A 22,510-nucleotide genomic window follows, 5' to 3' on the forward strand; every position below is an offset into this window, starting at 1 on the left:
TTGTGATTCTGCGCCTCATGCCATGAAAGAACTGAAACCTACCCGCAAAACTAGACTTTTACTCATCGACGATGATCCGAATTTAATTCTTTTGGTCAAAGATTATTTAGAATTTCGTGGCTATGAGGTGATCACCGCCGATAACGGCAAAACCGCCCTCGATATCCTCGAAGATGCCGATCCCGACATGATTATCTGCGATATCATGATGCCGGAAATGGACGGCTATACCTTTGTGGAAAATGTCCGCAATAATGTCAAAACGCGCTGGATTCCCTTTCTTTTCCTCTCGGCAAAAGGCCAAAGCCAAGACCGGGTAAAAGGTTTAAGTAAAGGGGCGGATGTTTATATGGTGAAACCCTTTGAGCCGGAGGAATTAGTGGCGCAGGTGGAATCATCCCTGAAGCAGGCCGATCGCCTCCTTCAGCATTCTCGCGGCGCAGATGTGGCCCCGATTATTCAGGTTCCTGATGATGTCACCCTCACACCTAAAGAGTTAGAAGTGGTGCAGATGGTGGCCCAAGGAATGTCCAACCGGGAGGTGGCGATTAACCTTAAGGTGAGTCAGCGCACGGTGGAAAGTCATGTTTCCAATATGCTCAATAAAACAAACCTGAGTAATCGCACGGAATTGGCACGGTGGGCGATTGAAAGTCGCAATGCGTAGGGGGTTGTGTTTAAAAATCGCAGGTTGCGAGTAGGGGCGAAAAATTTTTCGCCCCCACAGGATGACTACGAACGGGCAATAACCCCCTGATCAAAAATTTCGCCATTGGGGCCAATGCCCCGAATCACCAAATCATCGGGGTAAATTTCTATCGCCCCAAAACCCAGGCGAGAGGCACTGTAGGCAGTCCAAGGGGAACGGCCCACCGCCCGTAGCCCTGCCCCTGAACCCGTGGTGAGGTAGGTTGTGCCTTCAATGGGGATGGTGCGCTCGTAGTGGTGGTCATGGCCATTGAGATAGAGTTGCACGCCGTAGCGTTTAAAGAAGGTTTTGAGGATCTGGGCCCAGCGGGCTTGATTTACGCCGTAATGGCCTGAAGTATAGATGTTGTGGTGGCCATAGACGATTTTCCAGGGGGCGGTGCTGGCGGCAAGTTCCCGGTCTAGCCAAGCCAGTTGCGGCTCCCAATCGGCATTACCGTTGGTATCGAGGGCAAAAAACTGGGCGGGGCCGGCGGTATAGCTGTAGTAGCGACCGTCCATGTTAAAACCGGGGTAGGCCACTTGAGGATCGCCGTTCTCGGTGCGGATATCATGGTTCCCCAAGGTGGCCCGGAACTTCACCCCCCGCCGCAGCAGTTCACCATAGGGGATTTCAAAAACCCGTTGAATTTTTTCAATTTCCCCTTCGTTGTAAATGTTGTCGCCGACGGTGAGGGCGAGGTGATAGGGAAATTGACGATGGTAGTCCGCCATCGCTTGCCCTAGATTGTACTGAGCCGAAGAGCCAGTGCCGAAATCCCCTAGGGATACAAAGCGTAATAGGGGTTCACCTTGGATGTTTTCAGGAAGGGCGGCAATATTGACAGAATGGGCTTGGGTGCGAGGCAAGCAAGCGGCAACAGTAAAGCCGGTCAAGCTGGCCAGGAAGGTGAAAAGTTGACGACGTTTCATAACAATTAAAAATTTGGGGTCTGCAATACCGCTGAATTGAGGCGGATGGAGATTAAGCTCTGTATTAGTTTAGCGGTCGGATCGGCGATCGCCCACCTTGAAAATTTCCATCCCCTGGGCTATGTTTGCGGAAACCCCCTTGAATTGGGCTATTTCATCCATGCTGAAGCAAAAAATGAGGGCGATCGCCTTCCCCTTTCTCAACAAAATCACCAATCTCATCCTGAAAATTTGGAGCCGATTCAGCCCCTCCCCTCTCTCTCCTAATCCCCAACATATTTTTATTCTGCGCAACAATGATCTAGGGGATTTATTAATTATTACTCCGCTTTTTGCCGCCCTTAAACAGTACAATCCAACGGTTAATATTACCGTCGGTGTGGGGAATTGGGCCAGTTCGATCCTCCATGAAAATCCCCATATTGATCACATTCTGCCCATCAATGCCCCTTGGTTTAACAAAGGCATCCCTGCCCCTCAACAAACCCTTTGGCATCGCCTCCGCTATCTTTCCCAATCCCCTGAAATAACCGCATTAAGACAGTTAAAACCAGATTTAGGCATTGATATTTTTGGCAGTTCTTGGGGGGCAATGTTACTCCTACAAGCCAAAATTTCCCGGCGGTGGGGCGTGGCAGGCTATGGAGGAGGAGAAGGGGCGATGGAATTTTGTATTCCCTATCATCCTGATATGCAAGTGGGGCGGTCTGCCCTCCGTTTTGCCGAGGCTTTGGGGGCAACGGCCTTGCCCCCCTGTCGCCCCCAACTGTTTCTGACAGCAGCGGAACAGGAGGAGGGTCAAACTTTATGGAAAGGTTTGGGGATCAATAAAATCAAGATTGTGATTGGCCCCGGTTTTGACGGCGATGCTCGCTATTGGGGATTGGCTAATTATCAGGCAATTATTGCCCATTTTAGCCAACGGCAGGATTTAGCGTTGGTGTTGGTGGGGGGGGAGGGCGATCGCCTTCAGGGAAGTTGCTTTAACCCCTTTCCCATCACAAATCTGATGGGGCAATTGAGCCTCCGTCAAACCTTTGCCCTCTTAGCGGGGGCGGATTTGGTGCTGTGTAACTCCAGTATGTTGATGCACGCTGCTGCGGCTTTTAATGTGGAAACTTTGGTCTTATTAGGGTCTGCATTTAGGAATCCAGGGCAGCATGATCGCCAATGGGGTTATCAGGGGAATTACCGTAGTTTAGGTGGGGAACAGGCTACGGTGGGGGAGGCGATCGCTCAAGTAGAATCCTTACTCAAGGGGCTAAAAGCCCCTTAGACTGCTGCTCCAAATCCCTAAAAATTCACGCAAACATGGGCAGATCCTCCACCATCAACTCCCCCCAAAAACATCCACCGATCAACCTCAATTTTCGGCATCGTACCCCGGTTCAACAATCCTGATCCATTGTCAACCTGGCAGAAAAATGTTAAAAACAATAATAGCCTTGGGTGTAAATACTGATAAACATCCGATTCATTCATCTTAATTGATTACCATGGTTTACCGTCGATCTTTACTGAAAACCATGGGAGGGGCGATCGCCACGCTCCTCCTGATTTGGGGCTGTCAAGCCAATGCCCCTGAAACCCTGGAAACCACCCCAGAAGCAACTCAAACCAGTGATTTCAAAGTCGCCATGCTCCTCCCTGGCTCCCGTGAAGATGGCAGTTGGAGCCAAGGCGGCTATGAAGGATTGCGAAAAATTGAAGCAGAATATCAAGCTCATGTAGATTATCAAGAATATGTTGAAGAAGACAACAGTGCTGAAATGTTTCGAGAATATGCTGAAGCCGGTTACGATTTAATTATCGGTCATAGTGGGGGCTATATTGAAAGCTTAGAAACAGTTGCTGAAGAATTTCCTCGCACCAAATTTGCAGTTGTCACTACCTATAGTGGCAATAACAAAAACTTAGGCGCTGTGGCCTTTCGCTCTAGCGAAGTGGGTTATCTATCTGGTGTATTAGCCACATTCACAACAAAAAGTCAAAAAGTCGGCTATTTGGTAGGCTATGACTATCCCGTCTATCAAGAAGAAGAAGCCCTCTTTCGCCGTGGCGTATTGGAGAGTAACCCAGACATTGAGCCAGTGACAGTCTTCCTCCAAACTTGGACAGATGGAGATGTTGCCATTGATGCTGTGAATGAAATGTTGGCTAAAGATGTTGATGTTTTTGTGATTAATGCCGATGAAGCTGGAATTTTCGCCATTAAAGAACTGACCAAACATCCAGAAGTTTCAATCATTGGCTGGACTAAAGATCAACATGAACTGGCTCCTAACCAAATGATTACGAGTGTGATGCAGGATATTCCGGGCTTAATTTTAAATATTGCCACATTAACACAACAAGGCCGGTGGGAAGGCAAACTTTACAAATTTGGACTGAAGGAAAATATTTATCAATTTGCTCCTTTTCGTGGTTCCCTAACTCCAGAACAAGAAGCTGAATTTAATCAGCTTAAAGAAAAGGTTATGAGTGGAGCCATTGATACAACTCCATAAATAAATATAGCTTTTGCCGATAATATCCCCCACAGTCTGCTACTGAGGGAGCCGACTGAAAATCCGCAATACGAACGCTTTAGCCTGTTTCATCCCCATCGGAACCCTCTCCCTCAGCAAGCGAGGGGCTTGACAGTACACCTTATGGATTGAGAAACTGCAATCAACGCATTTGCTGTTAAAATCAAGAATCTCAATCTTCCTGAATCGGATGCATCCCACTTTCTCCCTAAAAGTGTTTTTAGTGAGGGCTTTTGTTCCCTCCCTCACTGAGATATATCCCCTCCATCATTATTTTTCTCTTGTTAAAGAAGAGATGTCGTAATCTGAAATAAAATGTCCAATCAAATCCTTAAAAACTTAAAGCCCAAAAAGTCTTCTTCTTTAATTACACGTTTACGTTTAGGTTTTGTCCTGCTCGGTTTTTTAAGTGTGTTTATTTCCGGCGGTATTCAACTTTATTTTAGTTGGCAAGAACATCTTAACCAGTTAAAGCTCAAGCAAGAGGAGCAAGCAAGGGCCGCCGCCATATCGATTAATGCCTATCTTGATGATCTCCAACGAAAAATTGGCTACCTCGCCAGGGTTCGGGGATTAATTGATATGGATGTCAATGTACAGCAGCAATTATTAGAAGGATTAATTCGCCATAATGATGCCTATGAATATGCTGAAATCATTGATGCCAATGGCAGAACCATCACTTCGATTTCTCCCTACGGATCGATAAAACTGGATCCCTCCATGAGGGCAACTGCCTTTAATCGCACCTTTCACCAAAAAGAAGAATACATTGGTTTAGTGACACTCGATCCGAAAACTGAACAGCCCATGACCATCATTTCAGTCCCAATTCGTAACAATGAGGACAAGGTAGCAGGGATGTTATTAACACAGGTTAATGTCTCATTCCTGTGGTTTTTTGTGAATCGGAATCAGGTGGGCAATGCGGGCTATATTTATATTGTGGATCAGCATCGCAATCTGGTGGCTAAAACCAATATTAACGCTGAACAGTTTAAAGCAAAACCCTCTATTAATATCAGCCTTTTTCAGGAGCTTCAAGAATCATTGAGCGCTCCAGACTTTGATCAAGTTTATACCGGCATTAACAATCAAAAAGTTCTGGGTCAGACCCATGTTGTCGATACAACGCAATGGTATCTTGTGGTTGAACTGCCCCTCCAAGAGGTGTATCAACCGATTCGTTATCTTGCGGGCTTAGGCACTCTCATCCTCTTAGGTGTTACCCTGATTGCGGGAACTGTGGGTTTTTTCCTCGCCCGCTCAATTGTGAAACCCTTGCGACAATTAACAGAGGCGGCGATCGCCCTCAGTCAAGGCAATTTTGATACTGTGGTTCAGATCAAAGCTCGCAACGAACTAGGGCTATTAGCGGATACATTTAATTCCATGACAGGTCAAGTTAAAGCACTTTTAACCCTTGCTGAAAAAGAACGAGAATCTGCGGAAGTTGCCTTAGTCAGTTTTAAGCAAGCCCAAGCCCAATTAATGCAGTCCGAAAAAATGTCCAGCTTAGGGCAATTAGTAGCGGGAGTTGCCCATGAAATTAACAATCCGGTTAATTTTATTTATGGCAATTTAGTCCATGCCAACGAATATACCCATGAACTTTTAACCTTGGTTCATCTCTACCAAGCCCACTACCCTAATCCTACTCCTGAAATTATTGATCAAATTGAAGCGATGGATTTGGAATTTATTGCTACAGACCTTCCTAAAATCCTCGATTCCATGAAAGTTGGCTCAAATCGAATTCGGGATATTGTGCTTTCTTTGCGCAACTTTTCCCGTTTGGATGAAGCCGATCTAAAAAAAGCCGACCTTCACGAAGGCATTGATAATACATTAATGATTTTAAATAATCGCCTCAAAGCTAAAGCTGATCGTCCCAATATTCAGGTTATTAAAAACTATGATGATTTACCCTTGATTGAATGCTATGCCGGGCAAATTAATCAAGTTTTTATGAATTTTCTAGCCAATGCTATTGATGCCATTGAAGAGCGTAATCAAGGGTTAATGCCTGAAGCAATCAAAGCCCAACCCCATCAGATTACCATTACGACAACAGTCACCGATCAGAGTTCGGTACAGGTGAAAATCGCTGATACTGGTAAGGGCATGGATCAGGTGACGCAACAAAAACTCTTTACGCCGTTTTTCACGACTAAGCCTGTGGGCAAAGGGACAGGTCTAGGGTTATCAATCAGTTATCAAATTGTTGTGGATAAACACGGCGGCCAACTGGATGTCACCTCTGAACCGGGAGAGGGGACGACTTTTACTGTCACCCTCCCCATTGAGATCCCATGCCACTGACTTAGGGGGACAGTTTAGCTTTTTGAGCACGATTCTGGCGATACCATTGGGCGATCGCCGGGGCCCACTGTTCAAACTGAGTAAAGAGTAATTCAGCAAATTGTTGTGCTTCGAGTTGGGCATCTTTTTTCCAGCGCAAATCGAGTAAGTGCATCAAAGAGCGCACATTACAACTCATCACAAAATGCTGCCGCACATCAAAGGGAATAATCGACCGGGCCTGTTCTTCTGCCATCCCTGCCGCAATATGTTCCCCATATCGCTGACAAGCCCCCAAGCACCAATCTAAATCCGCCTGCCGCTGCTCTGGGGAATAGTAATATTTCTTCCCTTGCCGATTGGTATAATCCCCCACTGGCCGCAAGTAAAATACATCTTCAATTTTCCGTTTTTCACTTAAAATATCCGTGATGCGCGTGCCTGTATAACGGAAGGAATTGTGAACAACAACACCGTTGGCAACAAAGTTATGCCACGAACCTGCTACCTCTAAATCATAGGTCATTTGCATTCCCAGATACTCGGCTGCGATGACCTTGACTGGATGTGCTTTTAAAATATTGCCAGCAGGTTTATGCTTAGGTTGCCAGTTTTGAGTAGTGATTGGTGTTTGCACATTGAATGTCTTGGCAAATTCCTCTTCTTGATGATTATGATGGATAAGTTCATGACAACCTTTGCAGAGTGTGACAAGATTATCAAAATCGTATGCTAAATCAGGATTAGCAAATACCGGAGCAAGGTGATGAGCATGTAATGTACCACCACGTTTTCCACAGGATTGACAGGTGTAATCAAATTTGTGATGGACTTGTGGCGCAATCTGTCTTGTCCATGCAGCAATCATTGTTCGATTCGATGAAACACCCCCACGCCAAAAATGAGAATCTTCACCTCTTTGGGTAATTTTTTTTGATATCTCACTTCTTTGTTGCCGTGCTTCATCTGAGAGATGCAATTTATACCCACCCTTGTTTTTATTCCATGGATTTTTGCTGCCCGGTGATTTCCTATTGAGGGTTAAACCATGACGATAAACCCATTTTTTAATTGCTTCTACAGAGCAATTAGCAATTTTTGCCATTTCATCTACATACAATCCTTTTTCTATTTGCTCTGTAAGCCATTCGATATTTCGATACACAGGATGATCATCATTCTTGATGATCACACCTTCTCCTTTTTTACGGCCATGTTTACCTCTGGCTATTGTTAAACCATGGCGTTTAGCCCATGTTTGGATTGTAGCTGACGTACAATCTAAGAGTTTTGCAATCTCAACAGCATTTTTGCCTTGATTAACTTGGGACTCAAGCCATAGCTTATTCGTGTAGGGTCGTTCGCTGGCTTGGACAGGGATACCATTGCATAAAACTTGACAGTTTTCACCGATAGAAAAAACTTCACCCCTATCATCTGTGACGAGTTGAATCGCATCGGCCATTGTCTGCCATCCATTGGGGGTTAAAATGCGGTGATTAACGGTACAGTCTAGCGTTGAACTATTTGCTAAAGTGAGACGATAAACAGGTTGCAAGCCACTACACATTACATCCTGAATATGTCCAACTTCAAACTGTCCGGTTTCTTCATTTAAGACCCGTAATTTCATCTTTTCGATTCGCTGGCGGCAATTACGGCGATATGTTCCTGGTTCTTCTCCATTGCGACCTCGAATTTTTCGCTCTCGAATTGCTTTTTCACCATTGACCCATAGGTCATGCAGCTCGGCAATCGTTTTTTTGTGCTTCTTACTGGTTTCACCATTAGTATTGACAAATGTAACCTCTGTCGCACCGGCCAAACATTGTACATCGAAGGTGATCCCTACTCTGTGAGTCCGGATTTGTTGCATCATTGAATGGGGAAATCCACATACATTAACGGTGATTTGGGGATGCTCTAATGGACCAAAATGTCCCTTATTTCCTGCTAATAAATGCTTGATAATGAGTTCCCCTGCTTTAGCTTCATCGGGAAATTTATCCCGTTGATCACAGACCGCATCTTCACTGTAATCCTGGTGCATGGCTGCCCAGATCAGTTGTTGCGGGTTGGGGGTTGCGGCTAGTAATTCAATGCGAAATTTATCCATGATTTAGCTGTTATTTTGATTCCACTCTAGATAAAATAGAAGATATAATCTTTTCTAAAGCAACACCAGCAACAACACAAGTTCCAAAGCCTGGACTATTACCAAAATAGCTATATCCTATAGCTATTGATAAGCCAACAATGAAGATTGATAATGCTGCCAGTTGAATATCTTTTTTCCAGTTGCTTTGGCTGGTTTCTGCTAGTAACTTAAAAAACTTTGCTCGACTGGTATTAGAATCATAAAGAATACTCGGTTTTGATTTATTTTCAAAGAAGATTATTGTACAAAATGATTCAGAATATTGTAAGCCAACAATCTCTCTTGAAAAATTTTGGACAGGTACTAAGAGTTCACCCTCGCACCAGCCCGGATCAACCTTCGTCGAAATGTGTGACAAGCCCTTAGAAACTTTCGATACCTTAGATAAAATAATGGCAGAAATAGAACCATTTCTAGGCATACGAATTTTTTCCAATGTGCCAATTAACGCAATATCCCTAGGCTTGACTAAAACCTTCCCACCCGGTTGTAAAGAGACTAAGTTGGGTTTTGTTGTCAAAGTTTTATAAAAATCACCAACTCTTAAGTCATAGCCCATTGGTGTGAGACATTCTTCAGAAAAATCCTGAATCAATAGCTGTGTTTCTGGATTCCATGTTTCTTGTTTGGTACACAATATCGAACGAATATCACTGTCAGTTAGTATTGACATGGCGAGATATTTTTCTCAACTAAATTTTTGCAAGAGTTACTCTTGCAGGCTGGTTTTGATACTTACCTTGCCGATTATCATAATTTACTTTGCAAGGTTCTCCTTCTAAAAATAGAAGTTGTAAAACTCCTTCACTTGCATAAATTTTACAATCTGTACTGGATGAATTTGATAGCTCTAATGTTAAATATCCTCGCCATGCTGCTTCTGCTGGTGTAACATTTGCAATGATTCCACACCTAGCATAAGTAGATTTTCCAAGACAAATAACAATAACATTATTCGGAATTTCAAGCTTTTCTAAAGATACCCCTAATCCATAGGAATGGGCTGGTAGTATAAAATAACTTCCAGATTCATCTTCACACAATTGCGTAAACTCTAGATTTTTGGGGTTAAAATTTTTGGGATCAACGATTGTTCCGGGAATATGTCTAAAAATTCTAAACTCACTGGCAGATAAGCGAATATCGTAGCCAAAGCTACTGAGGCCATAGGAAATACAAGGTATCTCATTTAACTGACGTACTTGCTGAGGTTCAAATGGCTCAATCATGCCATTTTGCGCCATTGAAGCTATCCAATCGTCATTCTTAATCACTTGCAAAATCCTAAAAACTTACCAGAGAAATAAGATACCTCAAATTTGCACATTTTTGCACATTTATTTAGCTGGAGATTTACCAGCCTGGTACATCAATGGAGTCAGGTGATCGCCCCCCCTCCCTCAGTGGCGAAACGGTGCTGCCGGGGTTGAGCCTCGATTTAAGCCATTGGTGGGGCGATCGCCTCTAAATCGGGGAGTTATGCCCCCGGAGCCAAGCCGATCGCCCCGGCGTATTGGGCGCGATCGCCTAACTCCTCCTCAATGCGCACCAAGCGGTTATACTTCGCCACCCGCTCGCTCCGACAGAGGGAGCCGGTTTTGATTTGCCCCGCCCGCGTTGCCACGGCGAGATCGGCGATGGTGGTATCTTCCGTTTCGCCGGAGCGGTGGGAGATCATACAGGTGTATTGTTTGGATTGGGCCAGGGCGATCGCCTCCAGGGTTTCCGTCAGCGACCCGATTTGATTGAGCTTGATCAAAATCGAGTTGGCCGCCCCAGTATCAATGCCTTTTTGTAGCCGGGTGGGGTTCGTCACAAACAAATCATCCCCCACCAACTGGACTTTACTGCCCAACTTCGTGGTTAACGCCGTCCAGTTGTCCCAATCCTCCTCATGGAGACCATCCTCAATGGAAATAATCGGGTATTGATCCACCAAAGCGGCGAGATAGTCGATGAATTCCGCCGGGCTGTGGGGCGTGCCATCGTAGACATACTGACCCTTTTGATAGAACTCACTGGCGGCAACATCCATGGCGAGGGCAACTTCCGTCCCCGGCTTATATCCAGCCTTTTCGATGGCGGCCATGAGCATATCGAGGGCCGCTTTATTAGAAGTGAGGTTGGGTGCATAGCCCCCTTCATCCCCCACACCGGAGAGCAAGCCCTCTTTTTTCAACACATCACTGAGGGAGGCAAACACCTCTGCCCCCCAACGGAGCGCTTCGGTGAACGTGGGCGCACCCACCGGCACAATCATGAATTCTTGAAAATCCACGTTATTACTGGCATGGGCCCCACCGTTAATCACGTTCATAAACGGGATGGGCAGGATATTGGCCAAGGGGCCGCCCAGATAGCGGTAAAGGGGGATGCCCAGGTAATTGGCGGCGGCTTTGGCGGTGGCGAGGGAAACGGCCAAAATCGCATTGGCCCCTAAATTGGACTTGTTGGGGGAGCCGTCCCGTTTGACCATGGCATGGTCAATGCCCACTTGATCGAGGCCATCCATACCCCGCAATTCGTCGGCAATTTTTTCATTGACGTTGCGCACGGCCTTTAACACGCCTTTACCACCGTAGCGGCTTTCCCCGTCTCGGAGTTCGTGGGCTTCAAATGTACCAGTAGATGCACCGCTGGGGACTTGGGCAATGCCAAAGGCCCCACTTTCGAGCAAGACTTCCGCTTCAATGGTGGGTTTGCCGCGAGAATCGAGGATTTCCCTGGCTTTAATGTCTTCAATCGCGTCTTCAATTTTATTGAGCATAATCTTTTCTCTCTAGAGGGGGCGATGGGGCTAAGGCCCGCCATCGAGTTCAGCATAGGGGTATTTTTTCGATGCTGTTGTGTTTTTAACGATGTTTTTGGTTCAGCCTTTGGGGAGCGTTGATGATGGGCATGGGGTTAGATCCGGAAGATCCCCTCAGGATTGACGCTGAGGAGCGATCGCCGCTGTAACCCTTCCTGATGCAAGACACCGTTGGCAGCGAGTAAACCGCTGGTAATCGCCCGCTCCATTAAACCACAGGGAAAGGGCATTTTTACCCAGTCCCCCGCCAGCATTAGGTTCGTAATGGGGGTTGTGGTGCTGGGGCGTTGGGCGTAGCTGTGGGGGGGGTAGCCGGAGAAATTTTTTTGGTTGACGAGTTCCCGATGGAGGACGGTGGCCCCGGCTAGATCGGGGACAATTTCGTAGAGTTCCTGCTCGAAGGTGTCGAGGAGAGCTTGCTGGGTGGGAAATTGGTCTTCTTTGTAACAGTAGGCATGGAGTTCAACGACGCTGTTGCCGGTGCGCTGGGCCCATTCGATAAATTGATTTTGAATGCGGTGATAGAGCGTGATGCTGTCGGTGAGGGCATAGCCGGAGAGGGAGGCGAAATTGCTATGCTCCCAAGCAAAATCCCGATCTAACCAAAACCGAGCAACGGCAAAGGGGTCAGCAATGGCCAGGTTTTGGATTTGACTGTGGAGTTCGGGGTTAACGGAGCCGGTCATGCGATCAAAGAGATGGCGTGCGCCGGGAACATCGGTGGCGAGGATGTAGTAGTCGGTGGTGAGGGTTTGGATGGGGTTGGGGGTGGGCGTTGCAGCCACCAATTGCGCCCGGCCTTCCTCCCGTTCGGTGATCTTTAAGGGGGTTAAATCCCGCTGCGCTGGCCCTTGGATGACTTTCCCCTCGGCATCGTATCGCGCCCCATGGCAGGGACAAAGGAAAGAGCCGTCGGCTTGGGGTTGGACGGTACAACCTTGGTGGGTGCAGGTGAGGGAGAGGGCGCGTTTGGGGGTTTGGGCCAGGTAGAGGCGATCGCCCCCCCCGTAAAATTCCCCATCGGCTAACCGTGTATTCCGCTCCACCCAAAAGGGAACCGTGGGTTCAGCATTGCCGGTTTGATAGGTTAATTGGCTGATCCCCTCCCCCTGACAATGCCAATCCAGTACCGTCGCCTCTGGGATCACCTGTCCCCCCTTGGCCTCAATGGCCCGTACCATCGGCTGGACTAAACTCGTCCCCATATCATCCACCGTGCCGTTAAAGGCTAACCCTTCGGGATTGCCGAAAAAGTAAAAATGGAAAAATTGCAATAACTCACCCGTGCTGAGTTGATCCGGGGCGTTAAGGCTGGATTTAGCAAAGGGGAGGAAGTAGAGGTCGTAAAGGCCTTGGGGAAAATCGCTTTTGGCCCAGTCAGCGACGGCGATCGCATCAAAATTTTCAAAGGTGTGGGGAATGCGAAACCCAGTAATGGCGCGAAAGACCTGTAAATGCTTCCAATGGGTGAGGTTAATGCCCCAGCGGAACCGATTCGGGGAAACAATGGCGAGATCGACAATATTCCAAGGAAAGGCCGAATGGCTAGGGCGGAACACCTCCGGCTGATACGTGCCATCGCGGAACACGAGGGAATAGAAATCGAGGGATTTAAAATGATCCTCGATCTGGAGTTCTGCTACTAGGGATTTAAGGTTGTAATACTGGGGGAAAAAGCCATGGAAACCATGCTCCATGCGGAACGTTTCGCCATTGACCGCAATTTCCCAACTGGCAATTTTCCCGCCCAAATGGGGGGATTTTTCCAACAGCGTCACCGCAAAACCCCGCTGACTCAGTTCATAGGCCGCCGCTAACCCCGCTAACCCCGCCCCGACCACCGTCACGGTTTTCGGGGTGGAGAGGTGGGTGGGGAGATCGAGGCTATCGGGTTGATGGGTGGTGGGTTGGGGTTTGGTGAGGCGAGAATAGCCAATGCCTGCGGCGATCGCACCGAACCCGGCTGCTTTCAGAACTGTGCGCCGTGAGACTAAGGACGGGCTGGGGGGAACTTCACTCATGGGTCAAAATTCAGCGTCAATCAACAAAACAGCAATATCTTCGGTTAGTTTGACACAATCTCCCCATTGCAGGCCGAGATCCTCCCTGGATTCCCTGGCCAGTGGCCTAGGGATGGGTTACCCGTCAGCATCTCAAAATGTCAACATTTGTAGATTTATGTGGAGCTATCCCTAAAAGTAGAAAGTTCACGGTAGCATTGGCTACAGAAATAATCGCACTTGCTCTAAATTGAGCCTCAAAGCAATTATTTTGAGTTTGTTTATTTCGGCGCGAGGGTATTGCAATTATGGCTTTAACAAACGTTGCACGGGCAGCAGAGGCGATCGCCGCCTATCCTACCTGCAAAATCACCTATAACCGGGATTCCTGGGTGAATCTTTTGGTTCAACCCAGTGAATACAGTGCTGATGAAGCGCTGTTGATCTGTCAAGAATCCCTAGAAACCTGGGTGGCCTGGGTTCCCAACCATGGAGAAACCCGCCTCAGTCGGGATTTATTCTACGTCTAACGCCCCTTCTCTCCATTCCATCGGCCTTGCATCATCCCAGCGGGGAAAATCTGGGTTAACCTAAGCTACGATGAGCAGGGTACAAGGGGCCATTGCGGTTTTGCGCTCCGCCATCCCCGACCCCGCGCCACCCACTTGCAAACGCCGATGGGATATCTTGTTTCAATTGTCAATATGAAAGGGGGCGTGGGTAAAACCACGGTCACAGTTAACGTTGCGGCTTGTTTGGCGCGGGATTACCAAAAGCGGGTGTTGATTGTTGATCTCGATACCCAGGTGAATGCGACGTTAAGCGTGATGTCGCCGTTGTATTTTGCCAAGTTGAAGCGGGAACGACGGACGCTCAAAACCTTGGTGAATCAAACCATTCAGGCGGAAATAGGCCATCCTTTGACGGTGCAGGAGGCGATTTATCGCAATGTTTGTGACCTCAAGGGTTTGGATATTTTGGCTGGGGATGTGGATTTATTTGATGATTATTTGCTTTCGGCCTTGATTAATAGCAAGGCGATCGCCAACCAGCAAAGCTACGAAAAAACCTGGAACCGCGTCGAAAATCATCTGATGCGGATGATCCTTAAACCAGTTTTGCGGGATTATGATCTGATCCTCATCGATTTCCCGCCGGGGGATAATCTGATCACCCGCAGTGCTTTACTCGCCAGCCATTTTTACTTGATCCCCGCTAGGGCAGAGCCGTTATCGGTGGTGGGGATTGGCCAATTGGAATCTCGGGTCAAGCAATTACAGGAGAGCGATCGCACCAAGATTAAACTGATTGGTGTGGCCTATACCGCAAGGGGTCAGGGCAGCAATATGGAATTGAAAGTGAAACAGCGCCTAGAGCAGGAGTTTGGCCAGAAGAATATTTTTGCCACGGAAATCCCCCAAAATGTCGATGTGGCCAAAGCGGTGGAGGATCATCAGCCGGTGGTGATTAATAACCCCAAGGCGATCGGGGCGCGGGCGTTTCGTAAATTAACGGCGGAATTTTTGCAAAAATTGGTGAAAACAATTCGTCGCAAGGGATGATCATCCTTTGTCCCTTGGTCGGGGCGAAAAATTTTTCGCCCTTACAGCCATGAACGCGATCACTCGATACCATTGCAGCGATTACCCATGAACACCCCCCCAACGCCCCCAACCCCCCCTCAATCTCCCCCAACGCCCCCAACCCCAGAAAAAATCCTCTGTCCCCACTGTCGCCGCACCGCCACGAATGTGATCAAATGTCAGGGGATTTGCGTCGCCGATAGTGATTATTAAGGTTCATCTCCCGACATCCTGCCATGATCGCCGTCGATGTAGGGGCGAAAAATTTTTCGCCCCATCGTCAACATAACAGCGGAGCGAGGGGATCCACCAAACAACGCAGAGCCAAAACTTTTCTGTACACTGGAAACAATCCCCTTTCCCAGTAGCCATGGCCCTATACGCAGAACTCCATCGTCACCTTGGCGGCTCCGTGGTTCCCCGCATTCTCTGGCGGTATTTCCAACGCTACGAGGCAGAATTATCCCAGCGGTTTCCTCAATATGAAGAATTTGAGGATTTTTATACCCGCCCTAGGGAAACATTGGATGAATATTTAGAACTACATACGTTAGTGGAAAGTGTGCAAACGGAAAGCACATTGCCCTATTTTATTTATCGGCTCCTGCGGGGAGCCTATGTTTTTGAAAATTTAGCCTATTTGGAGTTACGCTACACCCCCTATTACCGTACCGATCCGGAATTGGAACAGAGCGATCGCATTGCCCAAATGCAAACCATTGTCGAAGTGGTGGCCAAAGCCATGGAGGGGGTGGAGCATCCGATTATCACGCCCCAGATCCTCTGTATGCACGTCCGGCTCCCCTATGCGGTCAATCGGGCCATTGTGGATTTAGCGATTCATAACCCCGATTTAGTTTGTGCGGTGGATGTGGCGGGGGGGGATAACCATTATGGCGATCGCCTTGATGAATTGGTGAAGCTATTTAAATATGCCCAAGACCACGGGATCAAAACCACCGGCCACCTCTACGAAACCGCCAATGGCTGCCATCCTCAGCTTTTACCCTACCTCAACCGCATCGGCCACGGCATTCAAATCCCCCTGCAACACCCGGAATTACTGCGGGAAGTGGCGGCCAATAATCAATGTTTAGAAGTTTGTCCCACCACCTATTTTCAAACGGGGGCCTTAAAAGAATTAGCAGATTTAAAACAGGTGTTTCAACGCTGTTTTGATGCAGGGGTAGATATTGCAATTTGTACCGACAACGCTGGTTTACACAATGTCCGCCTCCCCTTTGAATACGAAAACCTCCTCACCCACGATATTATCAACTTTCGCCAACTCCAAGCCTGCCAAGATGCTGCCTTTCGCCATGCCTTTGCCTGGCCCTACAAGCAGCCGCCAACGCTTCTCCTCAATACCCTACTCCAAGAAGACCCCCCCGCCGATGCCTCATCGATTTACCCCTAGTTGCATGGCCCTCACCCTATGGTATTTGCCCCACGGCTGACGAACATCATTCCGATGGCCTAAGCTGAAAAAAATGCGCATTGGATGGCTGTTGATGTTTTTTCCCCTCAGTCTTGCGTTCCTGCTCCCTAGCCCCCCTGGGCTGGTGGCTCCGGCTCCAACCGGGGTGATTGCTGACGCGATTGATCCTTTTGTTTGGGATGCCCAAGGTTTGCAACAACTGGAAGCCGGAGATTGGCCCGGGGCAATTGATACCTATGAAGCCTTGCTCCGCTATGGGCAACAGATGGAGGATCCACAGGCGATCGCCACCGCCCAAATCGGTTTAGCTAAAGCCGTCCTGTTAAGCCGGGATTACCGCTGGGCAGTGCGTCTTTGGGAACAGGTGATCTCGACAGAAATCGCCCTTGAGGGTCGCCCTTCCCCCCTTTCCTTTACCAACTTAGCCCTAGCTCTGTTTGAGTTGGGGGAGTATCGCCGAGCGGAAGGTTTGTTAGAGGAGGCGATCGCCGATTGGGAAGCCCTGCGTAACCGCGAAACGGATTTAGAACAAGTCACCCTCTTTGAACAACAGGCCCACACCTATCGCCTTTGGCAAAAAACCTTGGTGGCTCAGGGGAAAATTGCCGAGGCCCTTGTGGCCACCGAAGCCAGTCGCGCCCAATCCCTCGTTGAGCAACTGTTGCGCAACGAGAGCCAATCCGCTCCCCCACCCTTAGATCTCGCTGACATCCAAGCCACGGCCCGCGCCGAAAACACCACGTTTGTGGTTTACAGTCTCGTGGGCGATGAAGTCCGCGTTCTGGGAACTGAAGCTAATCTGCCCACCACGCTCTATGTTTGGGTGATTGCGCCTGGGGGAAACCTAACCTTTCGCACCGTCGATCTGGCAGCGGTGGGAATTTCCTTCCTACGGGAATTTGTCCATTCTGCCCGCGCCCAAGTCATCGGCCGCCGCGCCCGCAGTTTACCGGCGGTGACACTCCCCGGCAACACTGCCCCGGAATACCTCTACCACTTACTCATTGACCCCATTGCCGATCAACTCCCCACTGATCCCCTGGCAACGGTGACATTTATCCCTCAAGATGCTCTGCTCTTGGTTCCCTTTGCCGCCTTGCGGGATGATGAGGGAACCTATTTGATTGATCGCCATACGGTGCGGGTGGCTCCGGCGATCCAAACCTTGGCGTTAGAACGTCCCCCCCGTTCCCACGCTGGCCCGGCGATTATTGTCGGCAATCCCATCATGCCGGAATTACCGGATCAAGGTATCTTGACGGATTTGCCCGGTGCTGAGGCGGAAGCCATTGATGTGGCGGCGCTGTTGAATGTCCGGCCCTTTTTAGGGGCAGGGGCAACCTGGAGGGCGATCGCCCCCCACATCGAATCCGCCAGCATCCTCCACTTTGCCACCCATGGCCTCCTCACCCTCGACTCTCAACTCAATGCCTACGGGGAAGTTTTAGGGGAGGCCCAACCCACAGCACGGCAAGGGAATGTATTTGTGAATCCGGGAGCGGTGTTAATTGGCCCCAATGTGCTGATTAACGGCGTTCCCGCTGGGATTGCCCTCGCCAGGGAGCGGGTCGTTAACGTTGACCTCCCCGGAGCCTTAGCCTTCGCCCCCAGTCCTGGAGATGATGGCTTTCTCACCAGCCGCGATATTGCGGGCTTGAATCTTCAAGCGGATTTAGTCGTGCTCAGTGCCTGCGATACTGGCCAGGGGAGAATTACCGGCGATGGCGTGGTGGGCCTATCCCGTGCCTTTCTCACCGCTGGGGCGAATACGGTGGTGGTCTCCCTCTGGGCGATTCCCGATGCCCCTACCGCCGTTCTGATGACGGCTTTTTATCGCCAACTGCGCCAAAACCCCGATAAAGCCCAAGCTCTCCGCCAAGCCATGCTGATCACCCGCCAACAATATCCCAATCCCGTCGATTGGGCGGGCTTTATCCTCATTGGTGCATCCTAATCGGGTTGTCAATATCAATGGACGTAGGGGCGAAAAATTTTTCGCCCCTACATCACCGACAGCCTTAGCCTCTCCTGAGGGAGGGACAAAACCTGCTATGGTAGTTGAGGCAAATCGAGATCCAACACAAGGTACAAGGTAGGCGATGACATACCAAAGAGTCTTACTCAAGCTCAGTGGGGAAGCTTTGATGGGGGATTTAGGGTACGGGATCGATCCCACCGTGGTTGCAAGTATTGCGGAAGAAATTGCGGATGTGATTCGCAGTGGTGTCCAGGTGGCGATCGTGGTTGGGGGTGGGAATATTTTCCGAGGGGTGAAGGCTTCGGCAGCAGGGATGGATCGGGCGACGGCGGATTATGTGGGGATGTTGGCCACGGTGATGAATGCCATTGCCCTCCAGGATGCCCTTGAACGCATTGATGTGGCCACCCGCGTCCAAACAGCGATCGCCATGCAAGAAGTCGCGGAACCCTATATCCGGCGGCGAGCCATTCGCCATTTAGAACGGGGTTTAGTGGTGATTTTTGGGGCCGGTTCTGGGAATCCCTTTTTTACCACTGATACCACAGCGGCGCTACGGGCGGCGGAAATTGATGCGGATGTCATTTTCAAAGCCACAAAAGTTGATGGGGTTTATGATGCCGACCCGAAAACCAATCCCAATGCCCGCCGCTATCAAACCCTCACCTATAACCATGTGTTGAGTCATGATTTGCGGGTGATGGATGGGACGGCGATCGCCCTCTGTAAAGAAAACAATATTCCAATTATGGTTTTTGATTTGTCGGTATCGGGCAATATTGTCCGGGCCGTCAAGGGCGATCCAATTGGAACCACTGTAGGAGGTAACTGTGATGTTAGCTGAAACTGAAGACTTGATGCAAAAAGCGATTGAGGCGACTCAACGCAACTTTAATACGATTCGCACGGGGCGGGCCAGCACCAGCCTCCTCGACCGAATCACGGTGGAGTATTACGGCACGGAAACGCCGTTAAAACAGATTGCCAATATCAGTACGCCGGAAGCGACGACGATCCTGATCCAGCCCTACGATCGCACCAGTATGAGCGCGATTGAAAAGGCGATCAGTCTTTCGGATATTGGCCTTACCCCCAATAATGATGGCCAGGTGATCCGGTTGAATATTCCGCCGTTGACGAGCGATCGCCGTAAGGAGTTGGTGAAGCAGGTGAAGAATTTGGCGGAAGAGGGCAAGGTTTCGATCCGCAATATCCGCCGGGATGCGATCGATCAAGCTCGTAAGCAGGAAAAGAGTTCGGATATTTCCGAAGATGAATCCCGCGATCTTCAAGAGCAGATCCAAAAACTGACGGATAAATATACGGCTCGTGTGGAGGAGATCCTCGCAATTAAGGAAAAAGATATCACGACGATTTAGGGTAACGGTTGTTGCTGAACGGATAACCCTTAAAAACCGGGTCGTTGCGTATCTACTCGCACCAACCCGGTTTTTCACTAGCGCTGCCGCTTAATCCACCATTGCGCCACACGCCACGCCCCCCAGGAACAAAATCCACTGAAAACCAGTGCAACCTTTTTATTGCGGTAGACAGAATCATCAGGAGAAGTTCGTAGTGCGGACTTCAGTCCGCTCCCCTTTCGGCTTGAGGATCGTCACTGGGCTGCATTGATCTTCGGTTTTGCTGTTGCTGAAACCGAATCCATTGGGTCGGTGGCCAAGGCGTTCCCCATGACCAGCGATATCCCTGAATCAATTTAGTCGCGATCCACCAAGCACCCCAGGAGCCAAAGAAACTTAAGAGCAAGGCAAAGATAAAGGGATGGGGCGGCAGGAGGGGGCGATCGCGGCTAGGTATGGCCCAAGGTTTGCTGATTAATTCGGATGTGGAGACTAAGGTTGCACCCGCTGCAATGCCAACACCGACAGCCTCGATGTGGTGTTGTAAATCGTCACTTTGTTGTTGTGCATCATCCCGGCTGGTTTGCAAGGCTTGATGAAACTGTCGATCTTGTTCGTGCAGTTCCCTGATAAAGGTTTCTTGATGTTCATTTAATTGGGCTTGGAGTTGTTTATCTTGTTCTTTTTCCCACTGTTGCCAGGCGCGATCGCACTGGGCTTGATCAATTTCGACAATGGCGCGAATCGAAGCCACCGCCTGACTAATTAACCCTGTTCCCTGTTCAAAATAACTTAAATCCGCTTTAATTTGCCGCCGAAATTGGGGAATCATATTTTCTCCAAACTGTTGCCAAATCGAAAGGTCTGAAGGATTAATCCCCAATGTAGCGGCAATCTGGTCAATTTTATCATTGTAGTTGTTGCCATTAATTTCAATGGTGGTGAATAAATCTTTCATTTTGCGAAGAAGGCGATCATAGATCAAGGAATCTCCAGAGAGTTGTTTTAAGTGTTGTTTGATTTCTCGGAGATAGGTGTCATTTTGCGGATCGGGTTGGGCTTGATCGATTTGGGTTTGGATATGGTCAAGGGTAGGATCGAGGCTACGATAATACGCTTTGAGTTGTTGATAGGCAGAACGGCTATCGTGAAAGGCTTTAACCACTTTATGGCGGTAGAAAAAGAGGTCAAAAACCAAACTAAAGCAATGTTTAAACATTGCATCTGTTTGGCGATTTTGGAGTAACCAGATCAAAACATGGGGAGATTGATCGGGTTGACGGGGGTTGCCGTATTCAAAAATGAGACTGCCAAAAAGTTCACTCCGGCGGGAGAGAGGCGGTTCAGATTGATCGAATAACTGTTGATAACAATGGTTAGCGAGTTCGGTGAGTGGGGGGATAGATGGGTCTGTTTCTGGGGTTAACCACAGGGTTAAAATCAGCGTTTGGCCTAAACAGGATGGGGTGAGGGGAGATTCAAGACAGTGGTTTGGGTTAAACGTTTTTAAAATCGAGGGGTCTAGGGTTACGGGAGTTTCTGTTTCGTCGTCGTAGCCAATATTCAGCAGGAGGGCATAACTATCTTGAAGTTGCAGGGGTTGGATAAAACCCTCAATTTCAGGATGGGCGGTGAGGGTGAAAGGGAGTGCGGTTTGGGATGGGGGAAGGAGGAACCGGGCGGGGCTGAAGTGGAGGTGGGGGGTGAGTTGAGTCGTGGTGAAGTGAGAGAGGAGGTGATCGCTCTCTGGCCAAAGGGGATGGGTTGCGCCTTCGGTGTCATCTTCTCGGAGATGGTAGGTGCATAAATAGAGGTTAGGGGCAACAATGGGATTCTCGTTCCGAGACGCTCCGTGAACAGTCATGATTTTTCCTTAAGCAATAAGATTTCATAACTGGTTATAGTCCATTGGGGTGGCTTGTCCGGCGGCACGTTGTTGCTTGGCTTGACGAGCAGCGGCAACCAAGGCGGATTGAGTCCGATGAAAGGCTGTATCCCATTGTTGTTCATCTTGTAAATCGGCGATATAGTCCCGTAAATGTGAAATCACTTGGATTTGAACAGTATCGGGTAAGGATTCAACCAAATTTACTAAGTCTTGGATCGCTGGGGATGACATTGGATAAAACTCCTGAGTGAATGATTACGATTGACCTTGCTGTTTCCCCATTTTGGGCAATCTAGTGCGGAGAATTTGGGTGATTTTAGGGTATAGATTGTCTAGGGGTTGGTAGTCTGTAGTTGGGGGAAGATTATCACCTCCACGTAACTTTCTTTCCCCTACTTTATCCATCAATTTTTGAGTCAACTTAGGATAAGAGAGACACCATTGTTTGATTTCATTCGCCACTTGAGCATCTGACTGATCCTGACAAGCCACTAAACGCTCTTGGAGATCAGGTAATCCTTGTATGGCTCCAGATTTTTCCCAAATATTATCGGGGTTGGTTTCCCAAATTTCCCAGAAAGCAGCAATACGTTGTTCGGGGGTCATGGTTGATCACTCCTCTTAGAAATGTTTAAAGCTTTACTGTCCAATGGCACAAAATGCCGCCCAATAGTAAGGAGATTCAAAGGGCTTATAGTCTAGAGGATAGGAATCGATAAGGGTACATCTCAGTTAGGAGATGAGTATAATTACTCAGACCAAGTATATGATTGTAATCCAATTAAGCCGTCAGTGCCCCATTCAGGTACGCACACCTATGCTTTAACACCTTTGGCACATTCTCCC

At 48.6% G+C, this 22,510-nt stretch carries 20 protein-coding genes; 11 read left to right on the plus strand and 9 right to left on the minus strand.

All coding sequences use genetic code 11. The features are described from left to right. Positions 1 to 22 precede the first annotated feature (22 nt). A complete protein-coding gene (locus tag VB712_RS05905) occupies positions 23 to 667 on the plus strand; it encodes a response regulator transcription factor (protein ID WP_323253101.1) in 645 nt (214 codons plus the stop codon). Between the two features lie 65 nt (positions 668 to 732). On the opposite strand, the gene VB712_RS05910 is transcribed toward VB712_RS05905, so the two are convergent. Further along, the gene (locus VB712_RS05910) at positions 733 to 1,626 is read right to left on the minus strand and encodes a metallophosphoesterase family protein (protein WP_416236270.1); all 894 of its coding nucleotides are present in this window, start codon (positions 1,624 to 1,626) and stop codon (positions 733 to 735) included. A gap of 154 nt (positions 1,627 to 1,780) precedes the next feature. Between VB712_RS05910 and VB712_RS05915 the strand changes: the two genes are divergently transcribed. From VB712_RS05915 to VB712_RS05925, 3 genes are all read left to right on the plus strand, one after another. Next, positions 1,781 to 2,896, plus strand: a complete 1,116-nt coding sequence (locus tag VB712_RS05915; protein WP_323253105.1) for a glycosyltransferase family 9 protein — start codon at positions 1,781 to 1,783, stop codon at positions 2,894 to 2,896. Between the two features lie 220 nt (positions 2,897 to 3,116). Further along, on the plus strand, positions 3,117 to 4,127 hold the full coding sequence (locus VB712_RS05920; RefSeq protein ID WP_323253107.1) for a BMP family protein: 1,011 nt from the start codon (positions 3,117 to 3,119) through the stop codon (positions 4,125 to 4,127). A gap of 336 nt (positions 4,128 to 4,463) precedes the next feature. After that, positions 4,464 to 6,470 (plus strand): sensor histidine kinase, encoded by a 2,007-nt coding sequence (locus VB712_RS05925; protein ID WP_323253109.1) that lies wholly within the window; start codon positions 4,464 to 4,466, stop codon positions 6,468 to 6,470. A 1-nt stretch (position 6,471) separates the two neighbouring features. Here the strand turns inward: VB712_RS05925 and thyX are convergent, their stop codons facing one another. The 5 genes from thyX to VB712_RS05950 form a co-directional block, all read right to left on the minus strand. After that, positions 6,472 to 8,565, minus strand: coding sequence for an FAD-dependent thymidylate synthase (thyX, locus tag VB712_RS05930; RefSeq protein WP_323253111.1), 2,094 nt, complete (start codon positions 8,563 to 8,565; stop codon positions 6,472 to 6,474). A gap of 10 nt (positions 8,566 to 8,575) precedes the next feature. Then, on the minus strand, positions 8,576 to 9,280 hold the full coding sequence (locus VB712_RS05935) for a dCTP deaminase domain-containing protein (protein ID WP_323253113.1): 705 nt from the start codon (positions 9,278 to 9,280) through the stop codon (positions 8,576 to 8,578). Between the two features lie 19 nt (positions 9,281 to 9,299). Further along, on the minus strand, positions 9,300 to 9,881 hold the full coding sequence (dcd, locus tag VB712_RS05940; RefSeq protein ID WP_323253115.1) for a dCTP deaminase: 582 nt from the start codon (positions 9,879 to 9,881) through the stop codon (positions 9,300 to 9,302). A gap of 203 nt (positions 9,882 to 10,084) precedes the next feature. After that, positions 10,085 to 11,374 (minus strand): phosphopyruvate hydratase, encoded by a 1,290-nt coding sequence (gene eno, locus VB712_RS05945; protein WP_323253117.1) that lies wholly within the window; start codon positions 11,372 to 11,374, stop codon positions 10,085 to 10,087. Between the two features lie 137 nt (positions 11,375 to 11,511). After that, positions 11,512 to 13,437 carry an FAD-dependent oxidoreductase gene (locus VB712_RS05950; RefSeq protein ID WP_323253119.1) on the minus strand — a complete coding sequence of 642 codons (1,926 nt, stop codon included), beginning with the start codon at positions 13,435 to 13,437 and terminating at the stop codon, positions 11,512 to 11,514. A 287-nt stretch (positions 13,438 to 13,724) separates the two neighbouring features. Here VB712_RS05950 and VB712_RS05955 point away from each other — a divergent pair, with 287 nt between their 5' ends. The 7 genes from VB712_RS05955 to frr all read left to right on the plus strand — a co-directional run bounded on the left by VB712_RS05955 (position 13,725) and on the right by frr (position 19,794). Beyond that, complete coding sequence (locus tag VB712_RS05955) at positions 13,725 to 13,946, plus strand: hypothetical protein (protein ID WP_323253121.1); 222 nt, start codon at positions 13,725 to 13,727, stop codon at positions 13,944 to 13,946. 147 nt (positions 13,947 to 14,093) lie between these two features. Next, positions 14,094 to 14,978, plus strand: a complete 885-nt coding sequence (locus VB712_RS05960) for a ParA family protein (protein WP_323253122.1) — start codon at positions 14,094 to 14,096, stop codon at positions 14,976 to 14,978. 87 nt (positions 14,979 to 15,065) lie between these two features. After that, positions 15,066 to 15,212 carry a hypothetical protein gene (locus VB712_RS05965; RefSeq protein WP_323253124.1) on the plus strand — a complete coding sequence of 49 codons (147 nt, stop codon included), beginning with the start codon at positions 15,066 to 15,068 and terminating at the stop codon, positions 15,210 to 15,212. 157 nt (positions 15,213 to 15,369) lie between these two features. Further along, positions 15,370 to 16,416, plus strand: coding sequence for an adenosine deaminase (locus tag VB712_RS05970; RefSeq protein ID WP_323253126.1), 1,047 nt, complete (start codon positions 15,370 to 15,372; stop codon positions 16,414 to 16,416). Positions 16,417 to 16,489: 73 nt separating this feature from the next. Further along, positions 16,490 to 18,391: a CHAT domain-containing protein gene (locus VB712_RS05975; protein ID WP_323253128.1), complete on the plus strand. Its 1,902-nt coding sequence runs from the start codon at positions 16,490 to 16,492 to the stop codon at positions 18,389 to 18,391. A gap of 145 nt (positions 18,392 to 18,536) precedes the next feature. Beyond that, positions 18,537 to 19,259 (plus strand): UMP kinase, encoded by a 723-nt coding sequence (gene pyrH, locus VB712_RS05980; RefSeq protein WP_323253130.1) that lies wholly within the window; start codon positions 18,537 to 18,539, stop codon positions 19,257 to 19,259. Then, a complete protein-coding gene (frr, locus tag VB712_RS05985) occupies positions 19,246 to 19,794 on the plus strand; it encodes a ribosome recycling factor (protein ID WP_323253132.1) in 549 nt (182 codons plus the stop codon). Before pyrH ends, frr begins: the two co-directional genes overlap by 14 nt. A 205-nt stretch (positions 19,795 to 19,999) precedes the next feature. On the opposite strand, the gene VB712_RS05990 is transcribed toward frr, so the two are convergent. From VB712_RS05990 to VB712_RS06000, 3 genes are read right to left on the minus strand one after another with little or no spacing between them, the layout of a single operon-like run. Beyond that, on the minus strand, positions 20,000 to 21,640 hold the full coding sequence (locus VB712_RS05990; RefSeq protein WP_323253134.1) for a hypothetical protein: 1,641 nt from the start codon (positions 21,638 to 21,640) through the stop codon (positions 20,000 to 20,002). 24 nt (positions 21,641 to 21,664) lie between these two features. Beyond that, positions 21,665 to 21,895 carry a hypothetical protein gene (locus VB712_RS05995; RefSeq protein WP_323253135.1) on the minus strand — a complete coding sequence of 77 codons (231 nt, stop codon included), beginning with the start codon at positions 21,893 to 21,895 and terminating at the stop codon, positions 21,665 to 21,667. A 24-nt stretch (positions 21,896 to 21,919) separates the two neighbouring features. Continuing rightward, a complete protein-coding gene (locus VB712_RS06000) occupies positions 21,920 to 22,270 on the minus strand; it encodes a hypothetical protein (RefSeq protein ID WP_323253137.1) in 351 nt (116 codons plus the stop codon). Positions 22,271 to 22,510 lie beyond the last annotated feature (240 nt).

Source organism: Spirulina sp. CCNP1310, assembly GCF_034932185.1.
GTDB lineage: Bacteria > Cyanobacteriota > Cyanobacteriia > Cyanobacteriales > Spirulinaceae > Spirulina.

Bases quoted from the DNA above. Each gene is read 5' to 3' on its own strand.
- thyX (WP_323253111.1), bottom strand. From the start codon at position 8,565: ATGGATAAATTTCGCATTGAATTACTAGCCGCAACCCCCAACCCGCAA.
- pyrH (WP_323253130.1), top strand. From the start codon at position 18,537: ATGACATACCAAAGAGTCTTACTCAAGCTCAGTGGGGAAGCTTTGATG.
- VB712_RS05975 (WP_323253128.1), top strand. From the start codon at position 16,490: ATGCGCATTGGATGGCTGTTGATGTTTTTTCCCCTCAGTCTTGCGTTC.
- VB712_RS05935 (WP_323253113.1), bottom strand. From the start codon at position 9,280: ATGTCAATACTAACTGACAGTGATATTCGTTCGATATTGTGTACCAAA.
- VB712_RS05960 (WP_323253122.1), top strand. From the start codon at position 14,094: ATGGGATATCTTGTTTCAATTGTCAATATGAAAGGGGGCGTGGGTAAA.
- VB712_RS05965 (WP_323253124.1), top strand. From the start codon at position 15,066: ATGAACACCCCCCCAACGCCCCCAACCCCCCCTCAATCTCCCCCAACG.
- VB712_RS05915 (WP_323253105.1), top strand. From the start codon at position 1,781: ATGCTGAAGCAAAAAATGAGGGCGATCGCCTTCCCCTTTCTCAACAAA.
- VB712_RS06000 (WP_323253137.1), bottom strand. From the start codon at position 22,270: ATGACCCCCGAACAACGTATTGCTGCTTTCTGGGAAATTTGGGAAACC.
- VB712_RS05905 (WP_323253101.1), top strand. From the start codon at position 23: ATGAAAGAACTGAAACCTACCCGCAAAACTAGACTTTTACTCATCGAC.
- VB712_RS05955 (WP_323253121.1), top strand. From the start codon at position 13,725: ATGGCTTTAACAAACGTTGCACGGGCAGCAGAGGCGATCGCCGCCTAT.
- VB712_RS05970 (WP_323253126.1), top strand. From the start codon at position 15,370: ATGGCCCTATACGCAGAACTCCATCGTCACCTTGGCGGCTCCGTGGTT.
- VB712_RS05950 (WP_323253119.1), bottom strand. From the start codon at position 13,437: ATGAGTGAAGTTCCCCCCAGCCCGTCCTTAGTCTCACGGCGCACAGTT.
- VB712_RS05920 (WP_323253107.1), top strand. From the start codon at position 3,117: ATGGTTTACCGTCGATCTTTACTGAAAACCATGGGAGGGGCGATCGCC.
- VB712_RS05925 (WP_323253109.1), top strand. From the start codon at position 4,464: ATGTCCAATCAAATCCTTAAAAACTTAAAGCCCAAAAAGTCTTCTTCT.
- VB712_RS05995 (WP_323253135.1), bottom strand. From the start codon at position 21,895: ATGTCATCCCCAGCGATCCAAGACTTAGTAAATTTGGTTGAATCCTTA.
- eno (WP_323253117.1), bottom strand. From the start codon at position 11,374: ATGCTCAATAAAATTGAAGACGCGATTGAAGACATTAAAGCCAGGGAA.
- VB712_RS05990 (WP_323253134.1), bottom strand. From the start codon at position 21,640: ATGACTGTTCACGGAGCGTCTCGGAACGAGAATCCCATTGTTGCCCCT.